The 14069-nt window shown below is 71.0% G+C and carries 16 protein-coding genes; 7 read left to right on the top strand and 9 right to left on the bottom strand.

The window, feature by feature from the left end; genetic code table 11:
* Positions 1–449: 449 nt before the first annotated feature.
* A complete protein-coding gene (locus tag MUK52_RS15120) occupies positions 450–1073 on the bottom strand; it encodes a TetR/AcrR family transcriptional regulator (RefSeq protein WP_114053425.1) in 624 nt (207 codons plus the stop codon).
* 137 nt (positions 1074–1210) lie between these two features.
* On the opposite strand from MUK52_RS15120, the gene MUK52_RS15115 reads away from it, so the two are divergent.
* Both MUK52_RS15115 and MUK52_RS33170 read left to right on the top strand, forming a co-directional pair.
* On the top strand, positions 1211–2014 hold the full coding sequence (locus tag MUK52_RS15115) for an alpha/beta fold hydrolase (protein ID WP_284577026.1): 804 nt from the start codon (positions 1211–1213) through the stop codon (positions 2012–2014).
* Between the two features lie 187 nt (positions 2015–2201).
* Positions 2202–2816, top strand: a complete 615-nt coding sequence (locus tag MUK52_RS33170) for a dihydrofolate reductase family protein (protein WP_350205479.1) — start codon at positions 2202–2204, stop codon at positions 2814–2816.
* On the opposite strand, the gene MUK52_RS15110 is transcribed toward MUK52_RS33170, so the two are convergent.
* The 6 genes from MUK52_RS15110 to MUK52_RS15085 form a co-directional block, all read right to left on the bottom strand.
* Positions 2719–3048, bottom strand: a complete 330-nt coding sequence (locus MUK52_RS15110; RefSeq protein WP_284577024.1) for a hypothetical protein — start codon at positions 3046–3048, stop codon at positions 2719–2721. The two genes, MUK52_RS33170 and MUK52_RS15110, sit on opposite strands and share 98 nt — an antisense overlap.
* An 863-nt stretch (positions 3049–3911) precedes the next feature.
* Positions 3912–5099 carry a PP2C family protein-serine/threonine phosphatase gene (locus MUK52_RS15105; protein ID WP_114053428.1) on the bottom strand — a complete coding sequence of 396 codons (1188 nt, stop codon included), beginning with the start codon at positions 5097–5099 and terminating at the stop codon, positions 3912–3914.
* Positions 5100–5335: 236 nt separating this feature from the next.
* Positions 5336–5608, bottom strand: coding sequence for a hypothetical protein (locus MUK52_RS15100; RefSeq protein WP_114053429.1), 273 nt, complete (start codon positions 5606–5608; stop codon positions 5336–5338).
* 45 nt (positions 5609–5653) lie between these two features.
* Entirely contained in the window at positions 5654–5920 is a 267-nt protein-coding gene (locus MUK52_RS15095; RefSeq protein WP_284577021.1) for a hypothetical protein, read from the bottom strand.
* Positions 5921–6023: 103 nt separating this feature from the next.
* The gene (locus MUK52_RS15090) at positions 6024–6233 is read right to left on the bottom strand and encodes a hypothetical protein (protein WP_114053431.1); all 210 of its coding nucleotides are present in this window, start codon (positions 6231–6233) and stop codon (positions 6024–6026) included.
* Between the two features lie 4 nt (positions 6234–6237).
* The gene (locus MUK52_RS15085) at positions 6238–6852 is read right to left on the bottom strand and encodes a DUF5994 family protein (RefSeq protein ID WP_284577017.1); all 615 of its coding nucleotides are present in this window, start codon (positions 6850–6852) and stop codon (positions 6238–6240) included.
* Between the two features lie 305 nt (positions 6853–7157).
* On the opposite strand from MUK52_RS15085, the gene MUK52_RS15080 reads away from it, so the two are divergent.
* From MUK52_RS15080 to MUK52_RS15060, 5 genes are all read left to right on the top strand, one after another.
* Complete coding sequence (locus MUK52_RS15080; protein ID WP_114053433.1) at positions 7158–7655, top strand: DUF5994 family protein; 498 nt, start codon at positions 7158–7160, stop codon at positions 7653–7655.
* Positions 7652–8008 (top strand): PRC-barrel domain-containing protein, encoded by a 357-nt coding sequence (locus MUK52_RS15075; protein WP_114053434.1) that lies wholly within the window; start codon positions 7652–7654, stop codon positions 8006–8008. Before MUK52_RS15080 ends, MUK52_RS15075 begins: the two co-directional genes overlap by 4 nt.
* Before the next feature lie 28 nt (positions 8009–8036).
* A complete protein-coding gene (locus MUK52_RS15070) occupies positions 8037–8207 on the top strand; it encodes a hypothetical protein (protein ID WP_174250327.1) in 171 nt (56 codons plus the stop codon).
* Between the two features lie 361 nt (positions 8208–8568).
* Positions 8569–9885: a Na+/H+ antiporter NhaA gene (gene nhaA, locus MUK52_RS15065; RefSeq protein WP_114053436.1), complete on the top strand. Its 1317-nt coding sequence runs from the start codon at positions 8569–8571 to the stop codon at positions 9883–9885.
* Positions 9809–10255, top strand: a complete 447-nt coding sequence (locus MUK52_RS15060) for an XRE family transcriptional regulator (protein ID WP_350205475.1) — start codon at positions 9809–9811, stop codon at positions 10253–10255. The genes nhaA and MUK52_RS15060 overlap by 77 nt, the downstream gene beginning before the upstream one ends.
* Before the next feature lie 499 nt (positions 10256–10754).
* On the opposite strand, the gene MUK52_RS15055 is transcribed toward MUK52_RS15060, so the two are convergent.
* The gene (locus tag MUK52_RS15055) at positions 10755–13154 is read right to left on the bottom strand and encodes a heavy metal translocating P-type ATPase (protein ID WP_502963572.1); all 2400 of its coding nucleotides are present in this window, start codon (positions 13152–13154) and stop codon (positions 10755–10757) included.
* Positions 13155–13442: 288 nt separating this feature from the next.
* A complete protein-coding gene (locus MUK52_RS15050) occupies positions 13443–14054 on the bottom strand; it encodes a hypothetical protein (protein ID WP_284577010.1) in 612 nt (203 codons plus the stop codon).
* Between the last annotated feature and the right edge of the window lie 15 nt (positions 14055–14069).

Below are 14069 nucleotides of genomic sequence, written 5' to 3'. Positions count from 1 at the left end.
CTACCCGGGTGGCGGCGGATCGCGAGACCTCGCGAGCAACGTACGGCGCCCCGGCAGGCGCGGATGGCGCACAGGAGGCGTGTGATGCCCGGCAGATGTTCCGTGTCTGCGACCACTCGGTACGGGCCGGCAGCGTGATGGACGCGATGATTCGGCAACCTGATCGCCCATGCGGGGATCCGTCCCGCCTGTTCGCGGGAACTCCGTCGCACCGGCCTCCGGTCTGAGGCCTTCGAGGAGACCCTGTGTCCTGACCTGCCGCTGGCCGGCCGGCTACGCAATACCACCCGCGAAGTCGACCTCGCCGGAACGCTGATCCCGGCCGGAGCGCACCTGCTGCTCCTGCCCGCTGCCGCATTCCGCGACGAATGCCACCGGCTCACCTTCATCCACCCGGAACGGTGCCACCCCGACACCCGGCAGGTAGGCACGGTACGGCCCGCCGTCTCTCACGGGCTGCCTGGTGCCCGGTACGCGGCGAGGAAGGCGCGGATGCCGGCCGTCGCGTAGAGGTCGAGGTCGGCCTCCGTGTGCTGGACGCCGCCGTGGAACATGGCCCGGTTCACGGGGATCCACAGCAGCAGTCCGGCGAAGTGGTGGGCGGCCAGCATGGGGTCGTCGGCCTTGAGTGCTCCCTGGTCGGTCAGGCGCTCGAAAGTGGCCGCCAGGGTGGCCAGGACCCGTTCGAAACCGTGCTCGTACCAGGCGGCTCCCAGCGCGGGGAAGGTGTCGGCGTTGGCGATGATCAGTCGGCGCAGCTGGATGACCTGGGGCTGGGTGAGGGCTGCGAGGAACCGGCGGGCGAGACGAGTCAGGTTCTCGTCCAGGGCGTCGGCGTCGGCGGGCACCTCGGCCACCAGGTCGATCATGCCGTCGATGCGGTCGGTGGTGGCCATGACGATCGCGGCGAAGAGCTTCTCCTTGTCCGCGAAGTGCTTGTAGACGGTCTGCTTGGAGACCGCTGCCAGCTTCGCGATGTCGTCCATGCTCGCCCCCGAATACCCCTTGTCCAGGAACACGGTGGTCGCGGCATCCAGGATCGCCTGGTGCTTGCGTGCCGAACGGCTGTCCATCTTCGACTCCTCCTGCCCGTCGTCGCCGGTGCACCCGAAGAGTACTGGACCGTGCAGTACTCGACCGAGTACTGTACGGTCCAGTTCCGAACGGGTGGAGTCTCACGGCAGACCCGCACACCTATGGGGGGTTTCACATGGACAAGGTCTTCTCGGCCGACGCCACGGCCATCGCCTTCGAGCAGCGGGGATCCGGCCCCGCGCTGGTGCTCGTCGGGGGAGCGTTCATGACACGGCACGAGTCGGCGGAGCTCGCCGCCCTGCTGGCCGAGCGCTTCACGGTGATCACGTACGACCGCCGCGGACGGGGCGACAGCGGCGACAGCCCGGCGTACGACGTGCAGCGTGAGGTCGAGGACCTGGACGCCCTGATCGGGCACGCCGGCGGCGAGGCCATGCTCTTCGGCATGTCCTCCGGCGCCGTCCTGGCGCTGGAGGCCGCGGCGCGGGGCAGCGCCGTGACCCGGCTGGCCCTGTACGAGCCGCCCTTCGTCACCGACGACAGCCGTCCGCCGCTGCCCGCCGACTACGTCGCCCACCTGGACGAACTGGTGGAACAGAGGGCGTACGGCGATGCGGTGGCGTACTTCATGACCGCGGCCGTGGGCATGCCCGCCGAGGCCGTCGCCGCCATGCGGCAGGCCCCCTTCTGGGCGGGCATGGAGGCCGTCGCCCGGACGCTGCCCTACGACGGCCGGGTCATGGGCGGCACCATGTCCGGCCGTCCTCTGCCTGCCGACCGCTGGCAGTCCGTGACGGTTCCCGTCCTCGTCGGCAGCGGCGACGCCGGTGCACCGCACATGCTCACCGGCGCCCGTGAATTCGCCGCCTTGGCAGACAACTTCACTTTTCGGGTCTTTCCCGGGCAGGAGCACACCATCGCCCCCGCCGTCCTCGCCCCCGTCCTGGCGGACTTCTTCACCGCCGGGGAGCAGGTGTGAGGAGGGTCTTCGCCAGTCTGGGCATGCCCCTGGACGGCTTCATCTCCGCTCCCGACTCCGGCCCCGACAACCCGCCCGGTACGGCGGGATGCGCATCCGCGAAGGGGTCTTCGGCATCGAGAGCCGACGGGCCCCCGCCCTTCCGCGCCTCCTCTTCGTCCTCACCCGCGCGCGTCGGGAACCGTAGGTGCGGCAGGGTGCCAGGCCCTTGACCTTTGCGACCGAGGGGATCGACAGCGTGCCGGCCCAAGCACGCCGGGCCGCAGGGAGTAGGGACGTCCAGATCTCCGGCGGTGCCGACACCGTACGGCAGTTCATCGACGCCGGACTCGTGAGCGAACTCCAGATCCACCTCGCGCCCCTCGTCCTCGGAGCCCGTCTCACGTACCGGCTCGCAGTGCCCTGGCTCCGAAAGGCCAGGACAACAAGCAAGCCCCAGGTCGCTGACCTGGGGCTTTGCTGTGGAGCGGATGACGGTAACCGAACCCGCGCCAGAGGCTTGGGAATCAGCCGGTACCGGGGTGCGCGAACGCCCTCTGACCTCCGGAAACGGTCACTTCCGGCTCTGGTCTGGCCGCTTCGCCGACCCCTTGCGGACCGCTGTTTCTCCGCCCCCACGGGCACGTCGTGGCACGGAGCCGGCCGAAGGAGCGCCACGGTGGGCGCCGTCTCCGGCACTCACCCCGCGCGTCAGCCGGTCGTGGTCAGACCTGCCACTCGATCCGTTCCACCGTGTCGTTGTGCTCCGCCGGCTCTTCCAGCTTCTCGCCGGCCTTCAGGATGCGCGTGCCCTTCTTGCTGATCAGCTTCGCGTCGGTGTCCGTGTTGTTGAACCATGACGACACGTTCTTGGACATGGTGTCGCCGCCGGGCAGGGGCAGGAGGCCGAGGTCCACCTTGTAACCGGGGCCGATCCCGTATGCCTCGCCTGCGCGGTTGTAGTGCCGCCACAGCCCCAGGGTCATCTGCGGGCAGGGTGCGCCCTCAGGCGGGCTGATGACGACGACGCCTGCGGGCAGGGTGGGTGCGCTCATGACTCTCTCCGTTCTCGCGATCCCGCCGGTCTGTCCGGCGGGTGCGCCACCAACGTCCCGCCGGGAGCCCCTGGCGTATGCCAATGGCACGGGAGTGATCGTTTCTGCCGTGTGCATGACCACCCGTCCGGCCGAGAGGCGGCCCGGGCCCGTCATCACCGTCCCGGCACCCCGGACGACGCTGCCCGCGCCGATGAAGCAGCCCTTGCCGGTACGGACAGGACGGCGCTCGATCAGGTCCGAACCCGGCGTGCTTTGCAGCGTCACGGCGAGCCCGCTGCTGTGGGCGAAGACCTCGGCGCGGACGCCGATGGGCGCACTGCTCTCCCGGCCCCGACCGGCGCATCCGCCGCGAACGCGCCCCCCAGGCACGGAGCGTCGCCGGGCCCGGACACCATCACGCGGCGCCCCGACCTGTCCCAGGCCCGTCGCCCCCTCGGGCACCATCCGGCACGGAACTTCGACCGGGGCCTGCAGGACACCATCCGATGGGCCCGGCACCTGGGCCCGTATGCCCTCACCCTCGACCACGAGACTCGGCCCGTCCGTGGACCGGTCCCGAGGCCGAAACGAAGGCGCGGGCGACCTGGTTGACGTCGTCGCCGGCGCGGCCGAGGCACCGACGGGCGGCGACCCAGTAGGCGGTAAACAAGCCCCAGGCCGCTGACCTGGGGCTTTGCTATGGAGCGGATGACGGGAATCGAACCCGCGCTATAAGCTTGGGAATCACCCGGCGCTTGCGCCGTGGAATCGCATCTGACCTGCGGAAACGTTAGCCTGGCGTCGCGTCTTCGCTGTCTCCCCGGGTTCGTTGTTGTCCGCTGCTGACCGCCCCTACTGGCACGTTGTGGCACGGCGGTGGATCAGCCGCGCCACTCGACCAGGACGAGGGTGGCATCGTCCGAGGTGGCTTCGCCGCGTGCTCGCTTGAGCGTGTGGGACAGGTCCCGTGCCACCGCGCGGACGCCTCGGTCCGTCTTCTCCAGCTGGTTCACCCAGTCGAGCAGCTGTTCCTCGCCGAACTGCTCCTGGCCGCTCTCGTGTTCCTCGATCAGGCCGTCGGTGAAGCAGAGGACGCGGTCCCCCGGCTCGAGCAGCACACTGCTGACCTGCGGCTGTGCTCCGCCGAAGCCCACGGGCAGGGTGGTGGGGCTGTCCAGGCGGCCCATGACGCGGTGCTTGCGGATCAGGACGGGGGCGGGGTGTCCGGCGTTGACCCACTGGAGATGGCCGGTGGTCGTGTCCAGTTCCAGCATCTGCGCGGTGACGAAGTGGTCGGGGGCGAACTGCTCGGCCACGGCCCGGTCCATGAAGAGGTAGATCTCTGGTAGATCGATGCCGATGCGGCGGGCGTGCCGGTACGCGCCGATGGCCACGGTGGCCATGGTGGCCGCGTCCAGGCCGTGGCCCATGGCGTCGATCACGGCGAGGTGGAAGGTGTCGCCGTTCAGGGCGTAGTCGAAGCTGTCGCCCGCGACGTCGTAGGCGGGCTCCAGGACTCCGGCGACGGCGACGCGCGGCATGGTCATCGCCAGTGGTGGCAGGAGCGCCCATTGGATCTCGGCGGCGACGCTCATCGGCTCGCCGCGGCGGGTGCGGAAGAAGAGATCGGTGTGGCCGTTCTTGGTCTGCAGCAGGTCGGCGACCAGCCCCGCGATCCTGCGCAGGAGTCGGCGGTCCTCCTCGTCGACCGCGTCCAGGGTGACGGCCAGGACGCCGCCGTCCAGCAGCGCCACGTGGACGCGTACTCCGTCTTCCACCGCCAGCTCGACCGGGAGCGACGTCAGGAAACACCTGCCGGCGTCCGAGCCGTCGATGGACAGCGGCTCGCCGCCCGTCAGCCCTTCGGCGAGCAGCGGAACGAGCCTCTGCTGCCCGTAGTCCTGGAGCAGGATCTGCGGGTTCCTGCCGCCTAGCCGGGCCACCGTCTCGGCGACGACCAGTCCGACCCGGTGGGGCGGCAGCTCGTCGGCGCGGTCCAGGATCGTTCCCAGGAGTTCCTCTCCGAAGCTCTCCGAGCGATCGGGTTTCCCGAACCGTCCGACGGCCATCCCGTTGCCTCCAACCGAGCGGCGACGGCCTGGTTCGGGTCATGCCGTACGGGGCGGGTGTCGAGGCCCTGCGGCGGCCGGGGGCGGGCGCGGCGCGGACCAGAGACGCGGCCTCCAGGATGCATCTCGGCTGCCGGTCGCGCCACTCGGCCTCCGCTGTGCGGGGCCCGGTCGCGGGTCGTCGCGTCGCCCTCTCCGGGCCCTTTCGAGTCCGCCTGGGCCTGAGGTGGACCGGCTCAGTCGCCCTTTTCCTCCTCCGCCTCCATGAGGCGGATGCCCTGATGGGTGAGCGAGACCATCGCGGGTGTGTTTCCCGGCTCCCAGTCGACCGTGACCAGTCCCTCGCCCGCGAGGTAGGAGCAGGCGGCGGCGAGGTCCTGCTCCGGGATGCGCAGGTCGTGGTTGAGCGCGGCTCCGGTGATACCGAGCAGGCGGTTGCCTTCGGCGGCCGTGTAGAGGGCCTGGAGGATCTGTCGGCGGTACCGCTGCCGCTCGTGGAGTGTCGCCATGGCCGCGTGGTCCTGTCGTCGTGCGTGGCGGTCGTTCGTGACCGGTCAGGGTTCCTCGGTGTGAGGTCCGGAGCCGGTGGGCTGTCTGCTGGTGGCGAGCCAGGTGCGGGCGGGTCCGGCGGCGGTCTTGGTGTCGACGGTGAGGTGGAGCCGTGTGCCGCCGCCCGGCCCGGGGTAGCTGCGGTGCTCCGCCCCGGCGAAGCACCGGCGGATCACCTCGGCGACCGCGCGGGCGGCCTCGGGGGTGGCGGAGACGATGCGGATCTCGGTGTGACCCGCCTCCGGCAGGGTCTCGTTCTCGGTGGGACGCAAGACGGTGTGCTCCGTTCGGGACGAAGGCGAGAGGCCGGCGGGTGGGTTGTCCCTGCTGTCGGGTGCCCCACCCGCGGCCTTCGGTCGGAGGAGCGGTCTGCGGTCAGGGCCAGGAGCCCGTGGGCCGGCGATGGGCGATGTGCTCGGGCGGCCCGGGGTTGCCCTGGCCGGGGGGACGGCTGAGGGAGGGGTAGGGGTCGCTGAAGCGGTGGGCCGCTATGCGTGCGTCGTGCTGGGCGTTGAGCCGGTGGATCAGGCGTGTGCCGAGCGCGATCAGGAGAGCGCCTGCCAGGAGGGTGATCACGGTTTCCATGCCCTCACCTCCCGGTGTGTCCCGGCAGCGGAATCATCCGCGCGCCGACGGCGGGGTGCGCCGTTGGGCGCGGCTGCGGCTGCGGCTGCGGCTGCGGCTGGGGTGCCGGGCCGGCCCCTCCCTCACTCTCCCAGGCGCTCTCGCTGCTTCGCGCCTCCCGCATGCGGCGGCCGGTCGCGGCCTCGCCGGACATCAGCGCGCCCGCGGTGAGGACGCTGCCGGGGAGGGCGGCGGCGGTCATCAGCCGGGCCGCGGAGGCCGGGTCGGTCTCGGGCGGAATCACGAGCAGGTCGCAGCGGCCGGTCGTGTAGGACAGCAGAATGATCTTGTCCGGGTCCTGCTCGGTGAACCAGCCCGAGTGCAGCACGTGGCCGATGACGGCGACCTTGTGCGGGACGACCGGCCAGTGGGAGGGGTTCACCAGGACGCGGGTGATGCGGCCCCAGCGCCCTTCGAGGGCGTCGACCAGCGCCGGCAGCTCGGCTGCCAGGTCGCGTGAACGGGGCCACCAAGCGCCGTCGAGACGACCGGTGAGCGTGGTCTTCGGGGTGAGTGACAGGCGGACCGGAAGTCCTGGGTCGAGGGCGCGGTTCGCTGTCCTGTGGAGGGTGGTGGTCATGGCGGACCTGCCCCCGGGCTGCCCGTCGACAGCCCGGTTTTTCGTGTTCCCCGGAAATGACACCTGCGTGGAAGCTGGTGCTCGAAGTACTTCCGGTACTTCCAGCGTACGTCCGATCGGTCCGTTTTCGGCCTTTTATGAGGAAAAGCTTCCGGTCCGTACGGACGCGTGCGCGGCGACGGGCGGACAGGCGTGCGACGGGGTTACCGTGAGGTGACGGCACAGTCGCCCGCCGTTGGCCCGGCAGCACCCAGGTGAGGCCACGAGGGCCCCTGCGGCTCACCCGTAGACGAGCGGATCCAATCATGGCCGACTCAGACATCCCGTCCACGCCCCAGAGGCTCCTGCCGGACGAGATCCACCAGGCGGTACGGCCCGGTACGGCGCTGCTCCGGCTGGAGACGACGCACTCCCGGCAGGGCGTCCTCGACGGGGCCTGGTGGCCGCGCACCCGCGACGTGGAGCAGGAGCTCCCCGCGCTGGTGTCCGTGCTGGCCGAACACCTCGGACCCATCACCCGGGTCGGCCTGGACGCCACCGCCTGGGACGGGATTCCGACCCGGCTGATCATCGACGACCGGGTCGTCCACCTCGACTCCTTCCCTGTCGGTGACGACACCGTCCTGGTCACCCGAGGCGACAAGGACCACTTCGCACTGATGGTGGTTCCGCCGGACACGGAGCCCGTTGCCGCCCGCACGGCCATGGCCCGCGCGGTCCACGCCGACAACATCACGCAGGCCACCGAGCTCCTCGTCGCCCCGCTTCCCCCACCGGCGGCCGAACAGGGAGGAGAGACATGATCCAGACGGCGGACATCCGCGAGTGGCGCAACCAGGTCGTGATGGACCCCGACGGCCACAAGATCGGCGAACTGGAATCCGTCTACGTCGACACCAGCACCGACGAACCGGCCATGGCGACGGTCCGCGTCGGCCTGCCCACTCGGCACCGCCTGGTGTTCGTCCCCCTGGAAGGGGCGACGGTGGGGCCGGGGTACGTGCGGGTCGCCCACGACAGGAAACTGGTGAAACAGAGCCCCTCCATCGGCACGGACGGTGTCCTGCCCTTCGAGGACGAGGAAGCCGTCTTCCGCCACTACGGCCTCGCTTACGAACCCGGTGCGAACGGCGAACGGCAACTCGCCCGACGCTGAGCCCCCGACCGCCGGGGAGGCGGCCCCCATGACACTCTTCCTCGCCTTGATCATCGTCGCGATCATCCTGGGCCTCATCGGCGTCGTCGCCGACGGACTCCTCTTCCTGCTCTTCATCGGCATCGCGGTACTCGTGGCAGACCTCCTCTACATGGCCCTGCGCACCCGCCGCTCCGCCCGCCACCGCCCGCTCCGGTGATGTGAGGACCCTGCCGAGCCCGTATCGACCCTGCACCGGCTCCGCCACAGGGCCCCCGACCCACGACGCCGAGGACGGGCCCCTCCACCGCCATGCTTCCGGCGTGCTCCCGGCACGCTTCCGTCCGTTCCGTGGAGCGGTACGCGCGTCCAGGCGTCGACGCGGTGGCCCGGCACATCGCCGAGCGCGACCCTGCCGCCCGCCGCCGAGGCTGAACAGCATCCCCGAGGGTGCTCGTCCGCCCTGGCAGGTGGGGACCGATGGTGCGTAAAGAACGCGTCAAGAGATGCGGTGTGTGCCGGGAAGCCTGGTCAGCGAACAAGGGCGCGTGTGCCATTTGCCGATGCCCCGGAGGACCCGTATGCCTGCTGCCCCGCGTGAGCGTTCCGTCTTCCTCGCCCTGCTGCCGTGGCCGGAGCGTGTACGGGTGGCGCGGGCCCTGCGCACCGAGACGGTCGGCGGGCTGGTGCTGCTGGCGGCGGCCGTGGTGGCGCTCGCGTGGGCGAACACCCCCATCAGCGGAACGTACGAGCAGATACGCGACGCCCACTTCGGCATACCCGCGCTCGGCCTGGACCTCTCGGTGGAGCACTGGACCGCCGACGGTCTTCTGGCCGTCTTCTTCCTCGTCGCCGGGATCGAGCTGAAACGCGAGCTGGTGGTGGGCGAGCTGCGCACCCCGGCCACCGCGGCCCTGCCGGTGGTCGCCGCACTGTGCGGCATGGCCGTCCCTGCCGCCCTCTACCTGGCCACCACCGGGCTCGGCGGGGGAAGAGCGCAGGGCTGGGCGGTGCCGATGGCCACGGACATCGCCTTCGCGCTCGCAGTCCTCGCGGTGCTCTCCACCCACCTGCCCTCCGCCCTGAGGGCCTTCCTGCTGACCCTGGCCGTGGTCGACGACCTGGGCGCGATCCTGGTCATCGCCGTCTTCTTCACCGCCGACCTCAACCCGGCCGCGCTCGGCGGTGCGGTGGCCGGGCTGGTCCTCTTCTACCTGCTCCAGCGCTACCGGGTCCGCGGCTGGTGGTGGTACGTGCCCCTCGGGCTGGCGATCTGGGCGCTGATGTACAACGGCGGGGTGCACGCCACCGTGGCCGGCGTGGCGATGGGCCTGATCCTGCGCACCACCCGCGACCAGGGCGAGAAGGCATCGCCCGGGGAGCGGACCGAGCACCTCCTGCGGCCGGTCTCGGCCGGTGTGGCCGTGCCGCTGTTCGCCCTGTTCGCCGCCGGGGTGGCCATCTCGGCCGCTTCACTGGGCGAGGTGTTCACACGCCCGGAGCCGCTGGGCGTGGTCCTCGGCCTGGTCGTGGGCAAGACCGTGGGAATCTTCGCCGGCACCTACCTGGCGGCCCGGTTCACACGGGCCCGCCTCAACCCGGACCTGGCGTGGGCGGACGTGCTCGCCGTGGCGGTGCTGGCCGGGATCGGCTTCACCGTGGCCCTGCTGATCGGCGAGCTCGCCTTCCCCGACCCGGCCGATGCCGAGCACATCAAGGCCGCCGTCCTGATCGGCTCGCTGATCGCCGCAGCCGTGGCCGCGCTGCTGGTCAAGCGCCGCAACGGGATCTACCGCCGCCTGTGGGAGGCCGAGACTCTCGATGAAGACGCCGATGGCCTTCCGGACATCTACCAGCAGACCGACCGCCGAAACCGCGGCACCGCCGGCGACAGCTAGAGGAGGAAGGTCGTGCGCGCACGGGATCCCGCCGAGCCCTCCCCTTCGTGACCACCGACGACATCCCCGCCGCACTGCCCGCTCTGACCTACCTGGGTGGCATCACCGCGATGACCACGACACCTGTCAGGCAGGGACGCAGCAGATGCTTGCCGAGGTTCGGGCGTACCGCTTGGCGGAGGTGCGGAAGCGTCAGCACATCACGCAGAACCAGGTCGCGGAGATCTTGGGTGCCACTCAGGGCCGCGTCTCAGCCATCGAGAGAGGCGAGGTGAGGCGCTCTGAAGCCGAGACCCTGGCCTCCTGCGTGGCGGCGCTGGGAGGGCAGCTCAAGCTTGTAGCAGTCTTCGGAGACGAATCCCCAGCCTAGTCCTTGGCTGACTCGGCTGCTGCGGTGGTAGCGGGCTTGGACCCTCTCCTGGCCCCGGCCTGGGCTCAGACCTACCGGCACAAGCGGGGTCTGCTCGGGGCTGCTTGGAGTCCCTCAGGGCGACCAGGTCGCCGATGGCCTTCCCCTCGCTGAGAAGGTGCGGGAGGAGCAGGAAAAGAGGGCAGGTGGTGCACAGGTGGTGCAGGGCGCCTGAGGAGGTCTAGACAATGAAGAAGCCCCAGGTCGCTGACCTGGGGTTTTGTCATGGAGCGGATGACGGGAACCGAACCCGCGCTATAAGCTTGGGAATCACCCGGCACGTGGGCCTGTGTATGGCCTCTGAACTGCGCGAATGCCCGCCGATGGCTTTGTTCTGGCTGTCCCGTCAGACCTCTTGGTGACCGCTGTTCACCGCTGCTGCTGGCACGTTGTGGCACGGAGACGTGGGCATCTGCCGTGACGGTGCGAGTCGGCTGTCACGCCGCCTGTCCCCCGTCCGTCACCGTTCTTCGGGCAGGCTCGGCCTTCCGGTCTCCGCCGCGGGATCGAAGAGGGCTCCTGCTGCGCGCCGCGGCAGGTGCAGGCGTTTGAGCGCGAGGGCGTTGAGGGCGACGATGACGCTGGAGCCCGACATGGACAGGGCGGCGATCTCGGGTCGCAGGACGAGCCCGGTGGCGGGTTCGAAGACACCCGCGGCGATGGGGAGGGCGATGGCGTTGTAGCCGACGGCCCAGCCGAGGTTCTGCCGCATCTTGCGCAGGGTGCCCCGTCCGATGCGCAGGGCAGGGGGTACGTCCAGCGGATCGGAGCGCATGAGGACGAGGTCGGCCGTCTCGATGGCGACGTCGGTGCCGGCTCCGATGGCGATGCCGAGATCGGCCTGAGCGAGGGCGGGGGCGTCGTTGACGCCGTCACCGACCATGGCGACCTTGCGGCCCGGGCCTTCCCCGCGCGCGGTGCCACCGCGCTGGAGTTCCGCGATCTTCGCGGCCTTCTCGCCCGGGAGCACCTCGGCGATGACGGTGTCGATGCCCAGCTGGTCGGCGATGCGCCGGGCGGTGGCCTCGTTGTCGCCGGTGAGCATGACGACCTCGACGCCGAGGGCGTGGAGTTCCGCGACGGCGGTCGCGGAGGTGTCCCGTGCCGCGTCGGCGATGCCGATGATCGCCGCCGCCCGGCTGTCCACGGAGGCGATGACGACGGTGCGGCCGGTGGCGGCCAGCTCGTCCCGCCTCTCCGCGAGCGGACCGAGGCCGACGCCTTCGCGTGCCGCCAGGCGCCGGTTCCCCACGGCGACGCGGTGGCCGTCGACCACGGCGGTCGCACCCTGGCCCGGTACGTTCTCGAAGTGGCGCGCCTCGGCCCGCGGCACACCGCGGCCGTCGGCGTGACGGACGACCGCCTCAGCCAGGGGGTGCTCGGACTGCCGCTCGACGGCGGCGACCAGCCCCAGTACCTCGTCCGGGTCCGCGCCGGGGGCCGTGATGACGTCGGTGACCTCCGGCTCGCCCTTGGTGAGGGTGCCGGTCTTGTCCATGACGACGGTCTGGACGGAGGCGGAGGCTTCGAGGGCTGCCGCGTTCTTGAACAGCACTCCGCGCCGGGCGCCCAGACCCGTACCCACCATGATCGCCGTCGGGGTGGCCAGGCCGAGGGCGTCGGGGCAGGTGATGACGACGACCGTGATGGCGAAGAGCATGGCGGAGCTGAACGGCCGGTCGGTGGCCAGCAGCCACACGGCCAGGGTGAGCGCGCCGCCGATCAACGCGACGAAGACCAGCCAGAAGGCGGCCCGGTCGGCCAGCCGCTGCCCGGGGGCCTTGGAGTTCTGCGCCTCCTGCACGAGCTTGACGATCTGGGCCAGTGCCGTGTCCGCGCCGATCCTGACGGTCCTGACGTGCAGCGTGCCGTTGGCGTTGACGGTCGCGCCGACCACTTCGTCCCCCGGTGCCTTGTGGACGGGGAGGCTCTCACCGGTCACCGTCGACTCGTCGACGTCGCTCTCGCCCTCCTCGACCACGCCGTCGGCGGCGATCTTCGCGCCGGGGCGCACCAGGAGCAGGTCACCGACGGCGACCTCGGCCGTCGGGATCTCGACCGGCTCGCCGTCGCGCAGCACCAGCGCCCTGGGCGGGGCGAGATCCAGGAGCGCGCGGATGGCGTCGTTGGCCCCGCCCCGGGCACGCATCTCGAACCAGTGTCCGAGCAGGACGAACGAAGCCAGGACGGTGGCCGCTTCGTAGAAGACGTCACCGCCCCCGGTGAGGGTGACGACCAGCGAGTACACCCAGCCGGCGCCGACGGCGACGGCGACCAGCACCATCATGTCGAGGGTGCGGGCCCGCAGGGCCCGCACCGCGCCGGTGAAGAAGATCGTGCACGAGTAGAAGATCACCGGCAGGCTCAGGAGCAGCGCCCACACGTCCTGCCGGAGACCGAACGGCACGGGGGCGTGGAGGCCGAGTACGTCCTCACCGATCGGCGACCAGATCACGATCGGGACGGAGAAGAACACCGCGACGAGGAAGCGGTTGCGCATGTCGGCGACCATCGCCGACATCGACATACCGGCGTGCCTGCCGTGCTCCATGGCCTCGTGCGGCGGTCGCGCCTCCCCGGGCGCGTGAACCCCCGGAGGGGCCGCGGGCGGATGAGGGGGACGCTCGACGGGCGCCGTAGGTCCGGCGGGCGCGGGCCGGGCCGGCAGGGGTGGGTCCGGCTCGGCCAGGGGGTCGCAGATGTGCCTGGGCACCGACTGCCCGGCACAGTGGTAGCCGCACTCCGTCACCCAGAGGCGCAGCTCGGCCAGCGACGTGCTGCGCGGGTCGAACACCACGGTGGCCTCTTGGGCGACCGGGTTCACCTCGACGTCCAGCACACCCGGCCGGCGACCCAGCACGGCGGCGACGGTGCTCTGCTGAGAGGCCCAGTTCAGCCCCCTCACATCGAGTACCGCCGTGCTGCGCCCCTTGTCCCCGGTCCCCGGGATCCGGGGACCGTTCCTCTCCGGCGGGTGGGACATGTGCCTCATCTCCCGACGAGTCGAAGGCAGGATGCTCCCTGAGCCAGTGTCCCGCGCACCGCAAGCGCGTGCCGCTCATGCCGCCGCGTCCGCGGCGGACGCGGCTGTCGGTCCCCGACTCCGCCACGAGCACGAGCCCTGAACCCGGAGGCCGCGGCGCAGACCTCATGGCGTCCGAGAGGCTGGAGGGTGCTCACTCGTACCCAGGAACTCGCCGTGCCAGGTGTGGTACCACACCTGTCCCGTGGACGAGTTGACCGACAGCATGCCCGTGATCCGGTCGCCGCGCAGGGTGTGCAGCGTGTAGTAGCCGGGGAACGCCGTCGTTTCGGCGGCGCGCAGGCCGGGCCGGTACTGCTCCAGCCATTGGTCGGCGATCCGCACGGCCTGACCGGAGGCGATCGTGCGGGAGCCGGTCTCGACGGGCCGCGCCATCATGCCGTACGCGGTGTTCCACGTCATCGCCGGGCCGAACTCCACGTGGACGGTGCCGCTCCCCGGGTCGATCAGCACCTCCGTGGCGCCCCTGCCGCGCGCGTCGAGAAGCTGTGCGTAGTAGCCGTCACTGAACCGCATGACTTCCCCGACGCGCAGGTCCCAGCGGTCGGCGAACCGCTGGGCCGCCTGTTCGGCATCGGAGAAGTCGCGTACCGGGCCTTCCTGGAAGACGGCCCCCGTCATCGCCCGTGGCCCGGGCCGCCAGGTGTCGGCGCCGACCACCCACACCAACGACGTGATCAGCGCCGACACCGCGACGACCAGCACCGCCAGCGGCACTCTCCGACCACGAGG

Source organism: Streptomyces sp. 2P-4 (genome assembly GCF_030167965.1).
Lineage (GTDB): Bacteria > Actinomycetota > Actinomycetes > Streptomycetales > Streptomycetaceae > Streptomyces > Streptomyces globosus_A.
Note: the sequence above shows the minus strand (reverse complement) of the source record. Positions and strands in the feature narration are given on the sequence as shown.

Excerpts from the sequence above, each read along its gene's own strand:
- MUK52_RS15080 (WP_114053433.1), top strand. The coding sequence starts at position 7,158 with ATGGCCGACTCAGACATCCCGTCCACGCCCCAGAGGCTCCTGCCGGAC.
- MUK52_RS15120 (WP_114053425.1), bottom strand. The coding sequence starts at position 1,073 with ATGGACAGCCGTTCGGCACGCAAGCACCAGGCGATCCTGGATGCCGCG.
- MUK52_RS15085 (WP_284577017.1), bottom strand. The coding sequence starts at position 6,852 with ATGACCACCACCCTCCACAGGACAGCGAACCGCGCCCTCGACCCAGGA.
- MUK52_RS15110 (WP_284577024.1), bottom strand. The coding sequence starts at position 3,048 with ATGAGCGCACCCACCCTGCCCGCAGGCGTCGTCGTCATCAGCCCGCCT.
- MUK52_RS15090 (WP_114053431.1), bottom strand. The coding sequence starts at position 6,233 with ATGGAAACCGTGATCACCCTCCTGGCAGGCGCTCTCCTGATCGCGCTC.
- MUK52_RS15105 (WP_114053428.1), bottom strand. The coding sequence starts at position 5,099 with ATGGCCGTCGGACGGTTCGGGAAACCCGATCGCTCGGAGAGCTTCGGA.
- MUK52_RS15070 (WP_174250327.1), top strand. The coding sequence starts at position 8,037 with ATGACACTCTTCCTCGCCTTGATCATCGTCGCGATCATCCTGGGCCTC.
- nhaA (WP_114053436.1), top strand. The coding sequence starts at position 8,569 with ATGCCTGCTGCCCCGCGTGAGCGTTCCGTCTTCCTCGCCCTGCTGCCG.
- MUK52_RS15115 (WP_284577026.1), top strand. The coding sequence starts at position 1,211 with ATGGACAAGGTCTTCTCGGCCGACGCCACGGCCATCGCCTTCGAGCAG.
- MUK52_RS15075 (WP_114053434.1), top strand. The coding sequence starts at position 7,652 with ATGATCCAGACGGCGGACATCCGCGAGTGGCGCAACCAGGTCGTGATG.
- MUK52_RS15060 (WP_350205475.1), top strand. The coding sequence starts at position 9,809 with ATGAAGACGCCGATGGCCTTCCGGACATCTACCAGCAGACCGACCGCC.
- MUK52_RS15100 (WP_114053429.1), bottom strand. The coding sequence starts at position 5,608 with ATGGCGACACTCCACGAGCGGCAGCGGTACCGCCGACAGATCCTCCAG.